We start from the raw sequence: 17,813 nt of genomic DNA, 5'->3' as shown, positions 1-17,813 counted from the left end.
GGGTGGCGCGCCGCACGTCGTTCGAATGCACGGAAGGATCAGTTCGTGGGCGACGACGCCGCGCTCGTGGTCGGTCTCGGCAACCCCGGCCCGAAGTACGAGAACACCCGGCACAACATCGGATTCATGGTGGCCGACGTGCTGGCCGGACGCGTCGGCGGCAAGTTCTCCGCGCACAAGCGCAGCAACGCCGACATCGTGCAGGCCCGGCTCGACGGGCGGCAGGTGATCATCGCGAAGCCGCGCACCTACATGAACCTGTCCGGCGGTCCGGTCGCCTCCCTGGCCAAGTTCTTCTCGGTCGATCCCTCGAACGTGATCGTCCTACACGACGAACTCGACCTGGACTTCGGCACGATTCGGCTCAAGCTCGGCGGTGGCGAGAACGGGCACAACGGCCTGCGGTCGACCTCGTCGGCGCTCGGCACCAAGGACTACCTGCGGGTCCGGATGGGCATCGGCCGCCCTCCCGGCCGCCAGGATCCCGCCGACTTCGTGCTCAAGCCGTTCTCGGCGACCGAACGCAAGGAACTCGACGTGTGGTGTGAGGAAGGCGCCGACGCCGTCGAACTGCTGCTGAGGCTCGGCCTCGAGGGCGCCCAGAACCGCATCCACTGACCGCCCGCCTCCGCCGAGGCCGGCGCGGTCGCAGCGGCGTCGCGTGGCGCGGTGGTCAGGCCCGCGTCAGCAGTGCCAGCGAGGTGCCGCGACGCAGCTTGCCCGAGGAGGTCTTCGGGATGCTGCCGGGACCGAGTACCGCGACCGTGCGGGGCCGCACGCCCACCTCGGCGACCACCGCGTGCACGACGTCGTGTTCGATGCGGCGCACCTCGTCGGGGTGGTCGAAGAGTTTGGTCTCCACGGCCACCGCGAACGATTCGCGCTTGTCCCCCGCGTCGAGCCGGATGGCGACGGCGTTGCCGGGACGCACCCCGTCGACGGTCCCCGCCGCTCGCTCGATGTCGGTGGGATAAATGTTGCGGCCGCCCATGATGATGACGTCCTTCACCCGGCCGCACACCACGACGAGACCTTCCTCGGTGAAGTAACCCACGTCGCCGGTGTCGAGCCAGCCGTCGGCGTCCTGCGCGGGTACGGGTCCGTCCACGGTGAGATAGCCGTGCGTGACGGCCTCGCCGCGCAACTGGATGATGCCCACGCCGCGGGGTGGCAGCACCTGTCCGTCACGGCCGACGACCCGGCCCTCGAGACCGGCCACGAGACGGCCGAGGGTGGGCATGCGGCGCGTGTGGGTGCGGTTGGTCGGCACGGCCATCCCGCCGGCCTCGAGCAGGTCGGGGTCCACCACGTCGAGCACCACCCCGCGTCCCGGATCGGGGACCGACACCGCGAGCGTGGTCTCGGCCATCCCGTAGGAGGGCGCGAGGGCGGACGGGTCGAGACCGAAGCGCTCCCCGGCCTCCGCGAGGGCCTCCATCGTGTCGGGATCGACCGGCTCGGCGCCGTTCCACATCCAGCGCATCGACGACAGGTCGAGCGCGCCGTCCGGCGCCTGCGACAACTTCCGGGCCAGCAACGAGTACGCGAAATTCGGTGCTGCGGTGAGCGTTCCGTGGTACTTGCTGATCAGCTCCGCCCACAGGATCGGAGAGCGCAGGAAGTCCAGCGGCGTGACCGACACGACCTCGGCGCCCACCTGCATGGGGACGCTGAGGAAGGCCACCATGCCCATGTCGTGGAACAGCGGCAGCCAGCTGATCATGACGTCGTCGTCGAGCGAGAACTTGACGCGGTCCATCATCGCCGTCGCGTTGGCGTAGAAGTTGCCGTGCGTGATCCGCACCGCCTTCGGCGAGCCGGTGGACCCGGACGTCAGCTGCTGGAGCACGATGTCGGACTCCGCCGTGTCGACGGGATCGACGGGCCTCCCCTCCCGCATCCGCTCCACGGTGACGACGGAGATGCCCCGCTCGCGCAGCAGCGGCTCCGCGATCTCGAAGGGTGCGCCGAGCACGACGGCGCGGGCGTCGATCATCCGCAGGACCACCTCGGTGTCGCGCGACCACATCTGCAGGTCGGTGCGCGGCGTGGGCTGGTGCAGCATCGTCACGCTTCCGCCGCGCATCCACACGGCCTGGCAGACCGGTGCGATGTCCACCGGTTGTCCTGCGAGGACACCCACCGCGTCGCCGGGTCCGATACCCGCCGCGGCCAGTGCGCCGGCCATGCGGCGGGCCTGCCGGTGGATCTCTCCCCAGTTCTGCCGCAACGGCGTATCCGGTTCGCCGGTGACCAGAGCCCCGGTGTCCGACTCCGCCGTCGCGTACATCTCCTCGGTGAACCTGCTCACGACCCGCTCCTCGTCCGGTGGTGCACGACCTCGATCAAGATCCGGTAGTTGCACATCAGCGTGCTCCGTCGAGTGGTCGGTATGGGGCGGCCTCGGGGAAACGTGATCGAATCTGGCGGAAATCGACACCGAATCGCCGAGTAACATGGACGAGTTGGCGGCGATAGCGCCCCTACTCCCTGCCCCCTTCGAGAGGTTTTTCCCGTTGAGCACCCCGCACGCTTCGGCCGACAGTCAATCCACCGGCACGACGGAGCCTGCGCAGTCCTCCGGCACAGCGAAGCCCGGGGCCGCGAAGGAGGTCAGAGCCGAAGCCGAGCGCAGACGCACCTTCGCCGTCATCTCCCACCCCGACGCCGGTAAGTCGACGCTCACCGAGGCGCTCGCCCTGCACGCGAAGGTCATCTCCGAGGCCGGCGCGGTCCACGGCAAGGCCGGCCGCAAGTCGACGGTCTCCGACTGGATGGAGATGGAGAAGGCCCGCGGCATCTCCGTCAGCTCCACGGCCCTGCAGTTCAACTACACCCGCTCGGACGTCGCGGGCACCGACGACGAGGTCGTCAACGTCGTCAATCTCGTCGACACCCCCGGTCACTCCGACTTCTCGGAGGACACCTACCGCGTCCTCACCGCCGTCGACGCCGCCGTCATGCTCATCGACGCGGCGAAGGGTCTCGAGCCGCAGACCCTGAAGCTGTTCCAGGTGTGCCGCCACCGAGGCATCCCCGTGGTCACCGTCATCAACAAGTGGGACCGACCGGGCCGGACGCCGCTGGAACTGCTCGACGAGATCGACGAGCGCATCGGCCTGATGCCGACTCCCCTGTTCTGGCCCGTGGGCATCGCCGGCGACTTCCGCGGTCTGCTGCGTCGCGGCGAGGACGGAGACGCGGCCGAGTACATCAAGTTCACCCGCACGGCCGGTGGCGCCAAGATCGCGCCCGAGGAGCATCTGTCCCCCGCCGAGGCGCTCGCCCTCGAGGGCGACACCTGGGTCGAGGCCGCCGAGGAGTCCGAACTGCTGTCGTCCAACGGCCAGGATCACGATCAGGAATTGTTCCTCGCCGGGCAGACCTCGCCGGTGATCTTCGCGTCGGCGATGCTCAACTTCGGTGTGCGGCAAATCCTCGACACCTTGGTCACGCTCGCACCGCCACCGCGTGCCCGTCTCGCCATCGACGAGACCGCTCGCGAGGTCGACGATCCGTTCAGCGCCGTCGTGTTCAAGGTGCAGGCCGGCATGGACACCGCCCACCGCGACCGGCTCGCGTTCATGCGTGTCGTCTCGGGTGTGTTCGAGCGCGGCATGGTCGTCACGCACGCGCAGACCGGTAAGCCCTTCGCCACCAAGTACGCGCTGACGGTCTTCGGCCGCGAACGTTCCACGGTGGAGAACGCCTATCCCGGCGACGTCGTCGGCCTGGTCAACGCCACCGCGCTGGCGCCGGGGCATACCCTCTACATCGACAAGAAGGTGGAGTTCCCGCCCATTCCGTCGTTCGCGCCCGAGCACTTCGCGATCCTGCGGGCCGAGAGCGCCTCGAAGTACAAGCAGTTCCGCAAGGCCGTGGACCAGCTCGATTCCGAGGGCGTCGTGCAGATCCTCCGCAACGACGTCCGCGGCGACGCGTCGCCGGTGATGGCGGCCGTGGGTCCGATGCAGTTCGAGGTGGTCGCGGCGCGGATGAAGGCCGAGTACAACGTCGACCCGAAGATCGAGCATCTCGGCTACTCGCTCGCGCGTCGCACCGATGCGGCTTCGGCCGACGAACTGAACCGCCAGCGCGGCGTCGAGGTGTTCACCCGGTCGGACGGCGTGCTCCTCGCTCTCGTCAGCGACAAGTGGCGGCTGCAGTACATCCTCAAGGAGTTGCCGGAGCTGACTCTCGAACCGTTGGTCGCGGCGACCGACTGAGCGTCCCGGCAACGCCGGACGGATAGTGCGTCCAGCGGATTTTACTGATACTTTCCCTTTCGTCGATCCGACGTATTCGGGTGGAATCAGGAGTTGTGTCGATGAACGACGACGTACCGGCCGCAGCCGGTGAGGACCTGTCGTCCGGTGGGACGGCGGATACGAGCAGGCGATCCGGACGCGCGAAGCGCTCGGGCACCTTCGTCTACCCGCTGCCGAGCACTCCTCTTCCGAGCAGTACCCCGCTGACGAGCACGCCGGATCCCGGAACACACCGCATGAGCGTGGGGGATTCATCGTCGCTCGAAGGTGACCCGGCCGGCGGGGTGGGCGCCGGCAATTCCGAGGAAGGAACGACCCTGGTGAGCAGCACCGGCACGAACGGCTCCGCGAGTGGGCCCGCCACCACCACGACGACCCCGACGGCCACCGAGAGCCTGGGCACGATCACCGCACCGGGTCCGGTCCCGTCACGGCGCAATTCGATGGGCGTGGCGTCGGTGCGTATCGCCGCGCGACTCGCACAGAACGAACTGACCTCCCGCGACTCCCGCAGCACCGGAGCGCACGGCGACCCGCGTAGCACCGGAGCGCACGGCGACCCGCGTAGCACCGGATCGCACGGCGACCCGATAGCGGACAACGATGAACTGCTCACGCTGCTCGGCGAGTACCTGCTGGCCGGTGGACTCGAGAAGCCCGAGATCCACGCGACCCTCGGTGGGCAGCCGATCGTCGTCGACCTGCAGGTACCGCAGCGTCACGCCCGGTAGAGGTCACGCCCGGTAGAGACGGGCAGGTCGCGGGTTATCCGTCGCCGAACAGTGCGGCGATCGCCGCCGGATCGACGTCCTCGAGCGTCGCGGGCGACCACTGCGGGTCGGGGGTCTTGTCGACGAGCACGGCGCGTACACCTTCGATGAAGTCCGGCGTCGCGGCGACGCGCACGGCGACGTCGAGTTCGCGGGCGAAGCATTCCTCGAGCGTGCTCTCGGCACCGCGTCGCATCAGTTCGGCCGTGGCCCACACGCTCGTCGGCGACAACGACCGCAGGGCCGTGCGAGTCTGCTCGGCCCACTCGGCGTCGATGTCGGCGAGGCTGTCGAGGCGGGTCACCATGTCGAGCACCGTACCGTCGCCGAACACCGTCTCGATGTCGGGGAAACGCTGCGCCAGGGAGGATTCGGGGGTCGGTTCGACGAACTCGTCGAGGGCGTCGCGCCACTGCCCGGTGCGGATGCGGTCGGCGAAGTCGTCGATGCGGGCACTGGGCACGTAATGCGTGGCCAGGCCGACGGCCAGCGCGTCGCCGGCATCGATGCGGGCGCCGGTGAGTCCGAGATACATCCCCACCGCATCGCACCGCGCGGTGGTGCCGCGCAGGCGCGGGAGGAAGTGGCTCGACCCGATGTCGGGAACGAACCCGATGGCCGTCTCGGGCATGGCCATCGTGGTCTTCTCGGTGGTGACGCGCACCGCGCCATGCACCGAGATACCGAGCCCGCCGCCCATCGTGACGCCGTCGAGGACCGCGAGATACGGCTTCGGGTAGGTGGCGACCAGCTCGTCGAGGCGGTACTCGTCGGCGAAGTACTCGCGGACGGTGTCGAAGCGCCCCTCGAGGGCCAGCTCGCGCACCGGCTTGACGTCGCCACCGGCGCAGAACGCGCGGTCGGACGTGCTGGTGACGAGCACGGCCGTGACGGCCGGGTCGTCGCGCCAGGCGAGAAGCGACGAGCGGATGTCGCGGATCATCGACCGGTCGAGCGCGTTGAGCGCACCGGGACGGTCGAGTTGCACTTCGCCGACTCCGTTGGCGACGCGTGTGCGGATGAAGGACTCGTTCACGGGCGGGAGCCTACCGGTCGCGGGCGACTCGTCCCGGCCACGCGACACGTCACGGATGAAGTTCCTCGGTGACCCACCGGTCCCCCGCACGCCGGTAGCGATACCGCAGGTGCCGCCGGCCGGGATCCGCCTGCCAGAACTCCACGGCCTCAGCGGCGACGCACCACGCCGTCCAGTGCGGCGAGACGAGGTCCGGATCGTGTTCGAGCGCGGTCAGGCGTTCCCGTACGAGGTCGTCGTACTCGGCGGAATCGGTGAGGACCTCGCTCTGGTGTCCCGTGGATGCGACGGCACGGGCGAAGACCGATCGTTCCCGGAAGTCGCGGGCACACACCTCGGGTGGGCCGGCCAGGACGGGTCCGCGCACGCGTACCTGCCGGCCGAGTTCGCGCCAGTACACGGTGAGCGCGGCGGCCGGTGTCGCGTCGAGCTGGCGGCCCTTCGGGGAACGGTCGTCGCCGGAGAACCACCAGCCGTCGTCGGTGACGTCCTTGATCAGCAGCATGCGCGCGTCGGGCGTCCCGGACGGGTCGACGGTCGACAGGGTCGCTGCGTGCGGCTCGGCGACGCCGGCCTCGGCCGCCTCGGTGAGCCAGCGGAGGAAGGTCTCCTGCGGCGTCGCGGCCGGTGCGAACGGCGGCGCGGACGCCGTGAGGGTGGGCAGGGCCCGGATCCAGCCGCGGGTATCGGGAAACTCACTGCGACGCGCGATCTCACTCATCGCCGCATGGTACCGATTCGGGAGCTCACTCCCGAGGTGGCGGCAGCTTGCCGGTCAGCGGGCCGACGAGCATCCAGCGATGCCCGAAGGGGTCGAGCAGGGTGGCGTTGCGATGACCGTGGGCCTCGTTGATCCACCTCTCGACCGAACCGCCGGCCAGACGGGCGCGGGTGAGCACGGTGTCGGTGTCGGCCACCTCGAGCATCAGGCTCACCGAGACCGCCCCCTCCTGCGGCGCCGTGAGTCCGAGTTCGGGGAATTCGTCTGCGAGATAGATCATTCCGCTGGGGAACCGCAGTTCGGCGTGCCCGACGCGACCGTCGTCCATGACGACCGGTTCGGCGGTCAGCGAGGCTCCGAAGACCCGGGTGTACCACTCGATCGCCTCGTGGGCCCGCGGCACCGTCAGATAGGGCAGCGCCCCCGGACGGGGAAAATCGCCGGAACCCTCCGAGACCATCTCGTCGTTCCCGCTCAGGACGCTTTCGGTTGCTGCAGCAGCGCCCATCGATTGGTCGTCAACCGGACCGAAGGCGAGTCGCCCATGCATGTGACCGTCTCCCAGTTGCGTTGATATCCGGTGCGGCTGATCCGCCAGCATCCGTCGTCGCCGAGGCTGTACCGATCGTGGTAGTAGGCCGAGCCGCGCAACATCATCCCGTCCTCCGGGATGATCACGGTGTCGGACAGCAACCACACCCCGGTGGCGCTGCGGCCGTCGTCGGCGATGTCGATCTCGGGATGGGAACAGGTGTGCTCCGTGATCAAGCGCGTTCCCAGCGTGTTCTCGAGGAAACCTATGAAGGCGTCGCGTGAGTCGAAAACGAGATGCTCCCCGTAGACGGCGTGTGCGTCGGGGGTGAGGGTGTTCGCCAGCTCGTCCCAGTCCTTCGTATCGAGCGCTCGCGCATAACGGTATTTGAGCCGCGTGATCTCCGCTACCGCCTGCACATCCATCGTCGGCCTCCCATTGGCGCCCCCCTGCGAGTATTCGCATTCCAGGCTAGCCCGGACGACCGGCGCAGACGGCCGGAATCACACTGTTACCAGGCAGCATTCGATCGCGATTCGGTCACGGGAGGGCGTGGCGGTCACGACTCGGGACGACGCAGCGCGCGGATGGTCGCGTCGACGACGAGTTCGGCGTAGTCGTCGTCTACGTTCTGGTCCGGGGTGGCCAACGCGAAGAGGGCATGACTGAGCACGGTGCCGGTGACCATTTCGAGCAGCAGCGTCGCCGAGGTGTCGGCGGGGAGTTCGCCGCGCTCGACGGCGCGGTGCACGATCGTGCGCGCCGCGAGCACGCGGCTGCGGTTGAGGGTGTGGATCAGCCGGGCGAGCAGTTCGGGGTTGGCACGGGCGTCGAGCGCGACGCGCAGGCTCACCAGGCCGGGGGTGGTCCGGTAACCGCGCAACAGCTGCCGGGCGAGTTCGACGAGATCGGATCGGAGCGCGCCGGTGTCGATGGGCACGGGCAGCGGGCTGCGCGCTTCGAGGGCCTGGACCAGCAGGTCGTCCTTGCTCGACCACCGGCGGTAGAGGGCGGCGCGCCCCACCCGCGCGCGTCGTCCGACCGCGTCGAGCGTGAAACCACGCCAGCTCGTCTCGGAGTACACCTCGAGCACGGCGTCGAACACGCGGTCCTCGAGGTCGGCGTCGCGGGGGCGTCCGCGGCGGCGCGGTGCGGGTGCTTCGGTCACGTCGGGAAAGTGTGCCAGACCACTCCTCGATTTACAGACTGAAATCGTCCGCATTAAGCTGGCGGCGTCCTCCTCCCCCAAGAGCAGACCGAAGGAACGCCATGACCGACCCCACTCGGGTTCCCGTCGTGATCGGCGTCGGCGACCTGCGCTCCGGCCGTGCCGGTGCGCCCGCCGACCCGCGTGAACCGCTCGACCTCATCCACGAGGCCACCCTCGCCGCGATCGCCGACTCCGGCGCCGATCTCGCCACGCGGATCGACACCATCCACGCGATCAAGACCGCGAGCTGGAACTACGACGACCTGCCGGGCCTGCTCGCCGAACGTCTCGGCGCGACGCCCGAGCACACGTCGACCACGCCGATCGGCGGCCACTGGCCGGCGGCCCTGCTCGATCGCATCGGCCACGACATCGCCGCGGGCACCAGCACCGTCGCGCTGCTCGTCGGCGGCGAGGCGCAGGCCTCGGCGACCAACTCGTACAAGGCCGGAACGGATCCGGTCACGCTGGGATGGACCACCGCCCCGGGCGGCCCCGCGCCTATCAGCAACAAGGACCTCGGCAGCCCCGCGATGCAGCGCGCCGGGATGATCGTCCCCACGCGGGTCTACCCGCTGTTCGAGAACCGGCTCAGCCACGATCTCGGGCACTCGCGCGAGAAGTCGCTCGACTGGTCGGCGACGCTGTACGCCGCCTTCTCCGAGTTCGCCGCCGAGAACCCGGCGTCCTGGAACCCCGAGCGCCGCACCGCCGACGACATCCGCACCATCGCCGGCAAGAACCGCCTCGTCACCGACCCGTACCCGCTGATGGTCAACGCGATGCCGTTCGTCGACCAGGCCGCTGCCGTGGTCGTCACCTCGCTCGCCGTGGCCCGCGAATTCGGTGTCCCCGACGACCACCTGCTCTACGTGTGGGGCGGCGCCGGCGCGACCGAGCCCTCGGACGTGCTCGCCCGCGGCGACTTCGGACGCTCCGCCGCACTCGACGATGCGCTGCGGCGCACGCTGTCGGCGAGCGACCTGCGTCCCGGCGACTTCGACATCATCGACGCCTACAGCTGCTTCCCCGTGGTCCCGAAACTGCTCATCGAGCAGCTCGGCCTCCCCCGCGATACCGTCCCGTCGGTGACCGGCGGCCACTCCTTGTTCGGCGGCCCGCTCAACAGCTACACGCTGCACTCGGTGGTGTCGGTGGCCAAGCGGCTGCGCCAGGACGGCGAGCTCGCCCTCGTGCACGGCAACGGTGGCTACCTGACCTACCAGCACGTCGTGGTCCTCGGCTGCGCGCCGCACACCGACGGTTACGTCGGCGACCCCGAGCACGTGCTGCTCGAGCCGTCCGCGCCGGAGACAGCCACCGATTACAGCGGCGAGGTCCAGATTGTCACCGCCACGGCCGAATTCGGTCGCGACGGCAACCCGTCGATCGGTTTCCTCGTCGGCCTCACCCCCGACGGCCGGCGTGTCTCCGGCCAGACCGACGCCACCGGCGCCGCAGTCCTCGCCGCCGGAGCCGACATCGTCGGCGAGACCGTCCACGTCACCGACGACGGCGGCATTCTCACCGTCACCCGCATCGAACACCTGTGCCCCGAGGAGTACCGGTCGTGAGCGAACCCGTCGTTCACGTCGAGAAGCGCGAGCACGTCCTGCTCGTCACCATCAACCGCCCCAAGGCGGCCAACAGCATCAACGCCGACGTGCACCAGGCACTCGGTGAGGCCTGGGACCGCGCCGAAGAGGACCGCGACGTGCGCGTCGTGGTGCTCACCGGCGCAGGCGGCGCCGTCTTCTGCGGCGGCGCCGACCTCGAGGCCCTCGGCACCGAAGGACCGGACGGCGTCACCCCGCCCGAAACCGCCCACTGGGGCTTCGCCGGTGTCGTCAAGCACCACATCTCCAAGCCCGTCATCGCCGCGGTCAACGGCACCGCACTCGGTGGTGGCACCGAACTCGCCCTCGCGAGCGATCTCGTCGTCGCATCCGAAACCGCCGAATTCGGTCTGCCCGAGGTGCACCGCGGCCTGATCGCCGGTGCCGGCGGCGTGTTCCGCATCGGCCAGGCCATCCCCCGCGCCGTCGCGATGGAACTCGTCCTGACGGGCAAGCCGATGTCGTCCGCCGACGCGCTGCGCTGGGGCCTCGTCAACCGGGTCGTCCCACAGGACGAGGTCCTCGACACCGCTCTCGCTCTCGCCGCCGACATCGCGAAGGGCGCCCCGCTCGCCGTGCAGGCCAGCAAGACCGTCGCCCGCGGCATCATCGACGGCAACGTCCCCGCCGAGGACCTGCCCTGGGAACTCACCGACAAAGCCCTCGCACGTCTCACCACCAGCGCCGACACCCTCGAAGGCGTCATGGCCTTCATACAGAAGCGCGAACCCGTCTGGAAGGGCGAATAGGCATGACCACCACCGAAGTGATCCGCTGGGACAACGACGAGCAGAAGGCACTTCGTCAACTCGCCGCCGACTTCACCCGCAAGGAGATCGTCCCCCACCTCGACGAATGGGAGCGCGCCGGCGAGATCCCGCGCGAACTGCATCGCAAGACCGCCGACGCGGGCCTGATCGGCGCCTCCGTCGCAGAGGAGCACGGCGGGCCGGGCGGCACCGCCCTCGACATGCTCGCGATCCTCGAAGAGATCATCCTCGCCGGTGGTTCGTCGGGCCTGATCTCGGCGCTGTTCAGCCACGGCATCGCCACCCCGCACATCGTCTCGTCGGGCAACACGACCTGATCGAGCGGTTCGCGCGTCCCGCGCTCAGCGCTGCTTCGACCTGACCGTAGGCCTCTGCCCGAATCAGGGGGAGGAAATGTGCGACTTTCCTTGCGGAAGCGCATATTTCCTCCCCCTACTCGTGTCAGTCACGCGCACGGAGCATCTCCAGGGCGACGACGACCACCACGGCGATCACGACGTGCATCAGCGTCAGGGCGACGGTGCTCGGCGTGTCGAAGTCCGCGGAGATCGTGCCCTGGATCGTCGCCAGCGGCAGCAACGCCCCGACGACCTGGGCGATCCGCGCGAAACCGTTCCACCACAGGGTGAGCAGGGCCGCGACGGCGAGACCGACGGTGAGCGGGACGACGGACATGAGAACCACGCCACCGGGCGCCGCGCTCACCACCTCACCGGCGTCGGTGTGTTCGAACGAGCCACCCGCGATGAGCCCGACGGCCCACAGCGCGAGGTCGATCACCAGTGCGGTCACGACGGACGCGGCGACCACCACGGCGGAACGCGCGAGCCGGGACTGCGGGAGATGCGTAGAGGTACCGGATGTTTCGGTGACGGACATGGATCCTCCTGATGGGCGTTCCTTCTGACGACGCCCATCCTGCGACCTCGAGCCGACTCGAGGTCAAGAGGATTCAGTCGAGATCTTCGGCGAGCTCCATCCATTGCTCCTCGGCCGCTTCCTTCTCCGCGACCACCTCACGCAACTGCGCGTCGAGTTTCTGCAGCCGGTCAGGATCGGTCGCCGCCTCCGCGAGGTCGTGGTGCAGCTTCTCCTCCTTCTCGGTCAGCTTCGCGACGAGACGCTCCAGGCGCGACAGTTCCTTGCGCGCGGTGCGTTCGGCGGCACCGTCGCGCTTCTTCGGCTGCTCGGCGGCGTCACCGGTCTTCGAGACGGTCGACGCCACCGACGGCACGTCGCCGTCGCCCATGGCCGCGCGCCGGCGCAGGTACTCCTCGATACCACCGGGAAGGTTCGTCAGGCGGCCGTCGCCGAACAGGGCCCACGTCGAATCACAGATGCGTTCGACGAGATACCGGTCGTGGCTGATGACCACGAGGGTTCCGGCCCAGCCGTCGAGCAGGTCCTCGAGCTGCTGGAGGGTGTCGATGTCGAGGTCGTTGGTGGGCTCGTCGAGGAGCAACACGTTCGGTTCGGCCATGAGCACGCGCGTGAGCTGCAACCGGCGACGCTCACCACCGGACAGGTCGCCGACGGGGGTGCGCTGCCGCGCCGGTGTGAAGCCCAGACGTTCGGCGAGCTGACCGGCGGAGATCTCCTTGTCGCCCAGTGTGATCCGCTCGGCGACGTCCTTGACGGCGTCGAGCACCCGCATGTCGGTGGGCAGGTCGTCGAGTTCCTGCCGCAGCCAGCCGATCTCGACGGTCTGCCCCTGGACGCGACGTCCCTGCGCCGGTTCGAGTTCGCCCGCGAGCGTGCGCAGCAGGGTCGTCTTGCCCGAACCGTTGACGCCGACGAGACCGATCCGCTCGCCCGGACCGAGACGCCAGGTGAGGTCGCGGACCAGTTCGCGCCCGTCCGGGGTGGTGAGGGTGGCGTCCTCGAGTTCGATGACGACGCGGCCCAGGCGGCGCTTCGCGAACGATGCCAGCGCCACCGAGTCGCGCGGCGGCGGCACGTTCGCGATCAGCGCTTCGGCGGCCTCGATGCGGTACTTCGGCTTGGACGTGCGGGCCGGAGCTCCGCGACGCAGCCACGCGAGTTCCTTGCGCGCGAGATTGCGGCGGCGTTCTTCCATCGCGTCGGCCTGGCGGGCACGCTCGGCGCGCGCGAAGATCCAGTCGTTGTAGCCGCCCTCGTAGCTCTCGACCCGGCCGTTCACGACCTCCCAGGTGCGCGTCGCGACGGTATCGAGGAACCAGCGGTCGTGGGTGACGACGACGAGCGCGCTGCGCCGCGACAGCAGGTGCTCGGCGAGCCACTGCACGCCTTCGACGTCGAGATGGTTCGTGGGCTCGTCGAGGACGAGCAGGTCGAGATCCTGCACGAGGGCTGCGGCGAGGGCGACCCGGCGACGCTCACCACCGGACAGACCGTCGACGACCGCGTCGAGACCGAGATTGTCGATGCCGATACCGGTGAGCACCGAGCGGATGCGCGCATCACCGGCCCACTCGTGCTCGGCCACATCGAGCGGCCCGAGGACCACCTCGCCGACGGTCGAGCCCTCCGGCAGACCGCCGCGCTGCGTCACGACGGCCATGCGCAGACCGTTCACGCGGCTCACCCGGCCCGAATCGGGCTCCTCGGTGCCGGCGAGCACCTCGAGCATCGTCGTCTTGCCGCCGCCGTTGAGGCCGACGACACCGATCCGCTCCCCCTCGTTCACGCCGAGGGACACCGAGTCGAGCAACGGCTTGATGCCGAACGACTTCGAGACCTGTTCGAGGTTGATGAGATTCGCCACGTGGAGGAACGCCTTCCGAGAATTGCGGGGATGTACTACAGGATCAGGAGTGTGCGGGATCGGCGTCGCCGACGACACGGGCTCCGGGCACCGGACCGGAGGCGACCCGCACCGTACGGCACACACCGGCACCGGCGAGTTCGGCACTCACGGTGACGGCGGCGTGCTGGTCCTCGACGAGGAACGCGCAGGTGGGGCCGGAACCGGAGACGATGCCCGCCAGGGCCCCGGCCTCGACACCCGCCCGGAGCGTGCGTCGCAGCATCGGGTCGAGGGACAGGGCCGCGGCCTGCAGGTCGTTGCCGAGCAGCGGCGCGAGCTGGTGGGCGTCGCCGGAGCCGAGCGCGGAGAGCACGGCATCCGCGCTGCCGATGCGCTGAGGTTCTCCCTCGGCACGCAGCCGGTCGAGTTCACGGAAGACGACCGGCGTGGACAGGCCCCCCTTCGCGAGGGCCAGTACCCAGTGGAAGGTGCCGCGGGTGAGGACGGGGACGAGGCGCTCGCCCCGCCCTGTTCCGATCGCCGTTCCGCCGTGGAGGCAGAACGGCACGTCGCTGCCGAGGCGGACGGCGAGATCCGCGAGGTCCTCCCGGGGCGCCCCGATGCCCCACAGTGTGTCGAGCGCGACCAGCGTCGCGGCAGCGTCGGCGCTGCCACCGGCCATTCCGCCGGCCACGGGGATGCCCTTGTCGATCGTGATCGCCACGTCGGGTGTACGTGCGGCCCGTTCCGCCATCATCTCGGCGGCGCGCCACGCCAGGTTCGTCGAATCGGTAGGCACCGACTCGGCGCCCGCGCCGCGCACCGTCACGCTCAGGGTGTCGGCCGGGACCACCGACACCTCGTCGTACAGGGACAGAGCCTGGAAGACGGTGTGCAGGTCGTGGTAGCCGTCAGGACGGAGGTCACCCACCGCGAGATGCAGGTTGACCTTGGACGGGACCCTCACTGTCACGGGGGTCGGCACGACGGAAAGCACGAGTACAGAGCTTACTCGGGATACGGATGCTTCCCGACCGCCGCGGCCACGCTCTACGATCGATCGACTCTGAACACTCTGGAGGAAATGTGACTCGTTCCGTACGTAATGCGGTCGCCGTCTGCGCCGTCGCCGTGGCGGCCACCATGGGAACCGCCGGCGTCGCCTCGGCCGAACCGGCTCCGCCGCGCGTCTGCTCGCTCGGCGACCTGGTCCTGCGCTCGCTGAATCTCGTGGACTGCGTGACCCCTCCCACGGGCTCCGCCGGAATGGCGACCGGCTCCGCCGACTCGGCGGGCTCGTCGACCGGTTCGTCGAACTTGGGCATCACCGGTTACGGGGCAAGGATCGGCTGACCGGACGAACGAATCCGGGCCGGCACCCTGAGGTGCCGGCCCGGATTCGGAGAATTATCGGTATCAGCCGATGACGTTCACGCCGGTGGCCTGCGGGCCCTTCTGGCCCTGGCCGATCTCGAAGCTCACGCGCTGGTTCTCCTCGAGGGTGCGGAAGCCGCGGCCCTGGATCTCGGAGAAGTGCACGAAGACGTCAGCGGAGCCGTCCGAGGGAGCGATGAAGCCGAAGCCCTTTTCGCCGTTGAACCACTTCACAGTACCTTCAGCCATGTTGCTGTCCTTCACTTGCAGGCAGAACGGATGTAGACGTTCTGTCTCGTCGGGAGTCGGTTTCGGCCCCCGGGTCTGTCACTACACGGCTGAAACGATTCCATCGTGGCTATCGCATCCGCTCGCAACCAGAAATGTGCGAGGGGTAAACCACGAACACACTACCTAACGACCGAGGACAACTTAACCACACATCGCATCCGACCGCCAGGAAGAGTGACCGGGATCACTCCACCCCTGCGAGCCGCACGAAGGCTGCGGCGTCGAGCTTCTCCCCGCGGGTCGACGGCTCGATACCGGCCGCCAGCAGGCGCCTCTCGGCCTCCGCGGGCGAACCTGCCCATCCACTCAACGCTGCGCGCAACGTCTTTCGCCGTTGAGCGAAGGCCGCGTCGACGACGGCGAAGACCCGAGCGCGTGTCCGGGCGTCGGTGGGCCACGGTGGCTCCGCATAGCGGTCGACACGCACGAGGCCCGATTCCACCTGGGGAACGGGCCAGAAGACCGCACGCCCGACGGCGCCGGCCCTGCGAACGTCGCCGAAGAACCGCGCCTTCACGCTGGGTACGCCGTAGATCTTACCGCCCGGTTCTGCTGCGAGCCGATCGGCGACCTCGGCCTGCACCATCACGAGAGCGGTTCGCAGAGTAGGGAATTCAGAGAAAAGGTGCAGCAGCACCGGCACCGCGACGTTGTAGGGCAGGTTCGCGACCAGCGCGGTGGGCGTGACGGGAAGATCCTTCGGCAGCACCTTCATCGCGTCCATGTGCACGACGTCGAAGCGGTCGGCGAGCTGCGGGGCCCGCTCCCGCACGGTAACGGGAATACGCTGCGCGAGAACGGGATCGAGCTCGACAGCGACCACACGGTCGACGACGTCGAGCAGGGCGAGGGTGAGCGAACCCAGGCCCGGCCCGACCTCGAGCACGACATCCTCAGGGCCGACCCCGGCGACGTTGACGATGCGGCGCACCGTGTTCGCGTCGTGCACGAAGTTCTGGCCGAGCTGCTTCGTCGGGCGCACCCCGAACTCCTCCGCGAGTGCGCGGACCTCGGCGGGCCCGAGCAGCGCGGCGAGGCCGCGCGGAGAAGCCGGAGTGGCCCTCGGAGTGGTTTCGGGATCGTCTGCTGACACGTGGTGAACCTAGCGCACTCGGGAGCAGGTCACACCGCGCACACCCGCGCCGGTCAGCGCAGACCGAGCTTGCTGGTGCAGGATGGCCAGGCGCCCCAGCCCTGGGCCGCCTGGACCTTCTCCGCGACGGCGATCTGCTGCTCGCGCGTCGCGAGATCGGCACGCGGCGCGTACTGGGTGCCGCCGAAGCCGGCCCACGTCTGCTGCGTGAACTGCAGGCCACCGTAGAAACCGTTGCCGGTGTTGATCGCCCAGTTGCCGGTCGCCTCGCACTGCGCGAGAGCGTCCCAGGTGGAGCCGCGACCGGAGGCCGGCACGGCGGGCTTCGGCTTGGTGCCGACGCGGACCACGACGGGCCGCGGCTCGGCGAGGACCTTCGAAGCGGTCTCGGCGCGTCCGACCTCGACACCGTTGACGGTGTGAACGTCGAAGGTCACCGACCGCTCGCCCGGGGCACCCGGGTCGCTCACGGCGGCCTCACCCTCGAGCATGTTCGGATCGTCCACGCGGTTCTCCGGCGGGGCGATCGGCAGGTTCTCGGTCCGCGACTCGGTCCGGTCGCGGGTGACCACGACCTCCATGCCCTCCGCGAGTTCCGCGTCGAGGGCAGGGGTGACGCTGTCGGCCTGCTCGAGCTTCGCGCCCTGGGCCTCGAGGAACTCGGCGACCGTCGGCGCTGCGACGCGCACCTCGGCGGCGGGCGCGCCGTTGTCGGCGAAGCGCACCGTCTTGGGGTTGACGACCTCGAGATCGGCACCGTCGAGCGGGAGGCGGTGCGAACGGGAGGCGGAGACGTAGGCGTCGTCGGAGAGGCGGAACTGGTCGAGCGCCTCGTCGACGGTCAGCGCGGTGGTCCACACCGAGCGCTCCTCACCGTCGACGGTGAGGCGCAGCTCGCGAGCCTGTCGCAGGACGATGGTGTCGCCGTCGGAGACGGACGAGTCCACGGCCGGGGCCACGACGTCGTTCTCGTCGACGGTGTAGCCGGCTGCGGCCAGGATGTCGCCGACGTTGGAGTTCATCGTGCCGAAGGCACGCTGCTCACCGTCGACGTCGAGGACGACGTCCTTGTGCTGAACCACAGCAGTGGCGCCACCGGCACCGAGGGTGACGAAGACGGCGGCGACCACCGAGTAGAACACCGGCGACTTGAGGCGATTGATCTTGGTGAAAGGTGACACGATTATTTCCAGACGGACGACAACTGTGATCACAGCACGGTAACGAGACGGCATTGTTATCGCAACTTCATCGCATTTACCTGCACAGATCATGATTTCTGTCAGATCACGACGCACGTCACAGATATCGGATCGATATTAGCTCGATCATTTTCAAGTGTCCGAAATCGCCATTTTCGATCGACACTCGGAAGAAGAACTTCCTCGCGATTCGGGCGGCAAG

At 69.0% G+C, this 17,813-nt stretch carries 19 protein-coding genes; 7 read left to right on the top strand and 12 right to left on the bottom strand.

From position 1 onward, the window contains the following. The first annotated feature begins 45 nt into the window (after positions 1-45). Positions 46-618 carry an aminoacyl-tRNA hydrolase gene (gene pth / locus NVV99_RS07405; protein ID WP_006553836.1) on the top strand — a complete coding sequence of 191 codons (573 nt, stop codon included), beginning with the start codon at positions 46-48 and terminating at the stop codon, positions 616-618. 55 nt (positions 619-673) lie between these two features. Here pth and NVV99_RS07400 read toward each other — a convergent pair whose 3' ends face one another. After that, positions 674-2,311, bottom strand: coding sequence for a fatty acyl-AMP ligase (locus tag NVV99_RS07400; RefSeq protein ID WP_024103224.1), 1,638 nt, complete (start codon positions 2,309-2,311; stop codon positions 674-676). Between the two features lie 205 nt (positions 2,312-2,516). Between NVV99_RS07400 and NVV99_RS07395 the strand changes: the two genes are divergently transcribed. After that, a complete protein-coding gene (locus NVV99_RS07395; protein ID WP_006553834.1) occupies positions 2,517-4,226 on the top strand; it encodes a peptide chain release factor 3 in 1,710 nt (569 codons plus the stop codon). Between the two features lie 95 nt (positions 4,227-4,321). Next, complete coding sequence (locus NVV99_RS07390; RefSeq protein ID WP_024103223.1) at positions 4,322-4,999, top strand: hypothetical protein; 678 nt, start codon at positions 4,322-4,324, stop codon at positions 4,997-4,999. 34 nt (positions 5,000-5,033) lie between these two features. Here the strand turns inward: NVV99_RS07390 and NVV99_RS07385 are convergent, their stop codons facing one another. The 5 genes from NVV99_RS07385 to NVV99_RS07365 form a co-directional block, all read right to left on the bottom strand. Continuing rightward, a complete protein-coding gene (locus NVV99_RS07385) occupies positions 5,034-6,074 on the bottom strand; it encodes an enoyl-CoA hydratase/isomerase family protein (protein WP_024103222.1) in 1,041 nt (346 codons plus the stop codon). A gap of 49 nt (positions 6,075-6,123) precedes the next feature. Then, positions 6,124-6,795 carry a pyridoxal 5'-phosphate synthase gene (locus tag NVV99_RS07380; protein WP_006553831.1) on the bottom strand — a complete coding sequence of 224 codons (672 nt, stop codon included), beginning with the start codon at positions 6,793-6,795 and terminating at the stop codon, positions 6,124-6,126. Between the two features lie 25 nt (positions 6,796-6,820). Next, on the bottom strand, positions 6,821-7,255 hold the full coding sequence (locus NVV99_RS07375; protein WP_024103221.1) for a glyoxalase/bleomycin resistance/extradiol dioxygenase family protein: 435 nt from the start codon (positions 7,253-7,255) through the stop codon (positions 6,821-6,823). A 14-nt stretch (positions 7,256-7,269) separates the two neighbouring features. Next, positions 7,270-7,752, bottom strand: a complete 483-nt coding sequence (locus NVV99_RS07370; protein ID WP_024103220.1) for a nuclear transport factor 2 family protein — start codon at positions 7,750-7,752, stop codon at positions 7,270-7,272. A gap of 134 nt (positions 7,753-7,886) precedes the next feature. After that, complete coding sequence (locus tag NVV99_RS07365; RefSeq protein WP_024103219.1) at positions 7,887-8,495, bottom strand: TetR/AcrR family transcriptional regulator; 609 nt, start codon at positions 8,493-8,495, stop codon at positions 7,887-7,889. 101 nt (positions 8,496-8,596) lie between these two features. Between NVV99_RS07365 and NVV99_RS07360 the strand changes: the two genes are divergently transcribed. From NVV99_RS07360 to NVV99_RS07350, 3 genes are read left to right on the top strand one after another with little or no spacing between them, the layout of a single operon-like run. After that, positions 8,597-10,111, top strand: a complete 1,515-nt coding sequence (locus NVV99_RS07360; protein ID WP_260782789.1) for an acetyl-CoA acetyltransferase — start codon at positions 8,597-8,599, stop codon at positions 10,109-10,111. Then, a complete protein-coding gene (locus NVV99_RS07355; RefSeq protein WP_064255743.1) occupies positions 10,108-10,902 on the top strand; it encodes an enoyl-CoA hydratase/isomerase family protein in 795 nt (264 codons plus the stop codon). Before NVV99_RS07360 ends, NVV99_RS07355 begins: the two co-directional genes overlap by 4 nt. Positions 10,903-10,904: 2 nt before the next feature. Then, positions 10,905-11,240 carry an acyl-CoA dehydrogenase family protein gene (locus NVV99_RS07350; protein ID WP_260782788.1) on the top strand — a complete coding sequence of 112 codons (336 nt, stop codon included), beginning with the start codon at positions 10,905-10,907 and terminating at the stop codon, positions 11,238-11,240. Positions 11,241-11,364: 124 nt separating this feature from the next. On the opposite strand, the gene NVV99_RS07345 is transcribed toward NVV99_RS07350, so the two are convergent. From NVV99_RS07345 to NVV99_RS07335, 3 genes are all read right to left on the bottom strand, one after another. After that, the gene (locus tag NVV99_RS07345) at positions 11,365-11,802 is read right to left on the bottom strand and encodes a DUF6069 family protein (protein WP_024103215.1); all 438 of its coding nucleotides are present in this window, start codon (positions 11,800-11,802) and stop codon (positions 11,365-11,367) included. A gap of 73 nt (positions 11,803-11,875) precedes the next feature. Continuing rightward, positions 11,876-13,669, bottom strand: coding sequence for an ABC-F family ATP-binding cassette domain-containing protein (locus tag NVV99_RS07340; protein ID WP_260782787.1), 1,794 nt, complete (start codon positions 13,667-13,669; stop codon positions 11,876-11,878). 43 nt (positions 13,670-13,712) lie between these two features. Continuing rightward, positions 13,713-14,648 (bottom strand): 4-(cytidine 5'-diphospho)-2-C-methyl-D-erythritol kinase, encoded by a 936-nt coding sequence (locus tag NVV99_RS07335; protein ID WP_037216304.1) that lies wholly within the window; start codon positions 14,646-14,648, stop codon positions 13,713-13,715. An 89-nt stretch (positions 14,649-14,737) separates the two neighbouring features. Here NVV99_RS07335 and NVV99_RS07330 point away from each other — a divergent pair, with 89 nt between their 5' ends. Then, positions 14,738-15,004, top strand: a complete 267-nt coding sequence (locus NVV99_RS07330) for a hypothetical protein (RefSeq protein ID WP_260782786.1) — start codon at positions 14,738-14,740, stop codon at positions 15,002-15,004. Between the two features lie 63 nt (positions 15,005-15,067). Here NVV99_RS07330 and NVV99_RS07325 read toward each other — a convergent pair whose 3' ends face one another. The 3 genes from NVV99_RS07325 to NVV99_RS07315 form a co-directional block, all read right to left on the bottom strand. Beyond that, positions 15,068-15,274 carry a cold-shock protein gene (locus NVV99_RS07325; RefSeq protein ID WP_006553820.1) on the bottom strand — a complete coding sequence of 69 codons (207 nt, stop codon included), beginning with the start codon at positions 15,272-15,274 and terminating at the stop codon, positions 15,068-15,070. A gap of 226 nt (positions 15,275-15,500) precedes the next feature. Further along, complete coding sequence (gene rsmA, locus NVV99_RS07320) at positions 15,501-16,409, bottom strand: 16S rRNA (adenine(1518)-N(6)/adenine(1519)-N(6))-dimethyltransferase RsmA (RefSeq protein WP_006553819.1); 909 nt, start codon at positions 16,407-16,409, stop codon at positions 15,501-15,503. A 53-nt stretch (positions 16,410-16,462) separates the two neighbouring features. After that, positions 16,463-17,590, bottom strand: coding sequence for a resuscitation-promoting factor (locus NVV99_RS07315; RefSeq protein WP_252173803.1), 1,128 nt, complete (start codon positions 17,588-17,590; stop codon positions 16,463-16,465). Positions 17,591-17,813: the final 223 nt, after the last annotated feature.

This window comes from Rhodococcus sp. PAE-6 (assembly GCF_025290685.1).
In the GTDB taxonomy this organism is placed as follows: Bacteria; Actinomycetota; Actinomycetes; order Mycobacteriales; family Mycobacteriaceae; genus Rhodococcus; species Rhodococcus pyridinivorans.
Note: the sequence above shows the minus strand (reverse complement) of the source record. Positions and strands in the feature narration are given on the sequence as shown.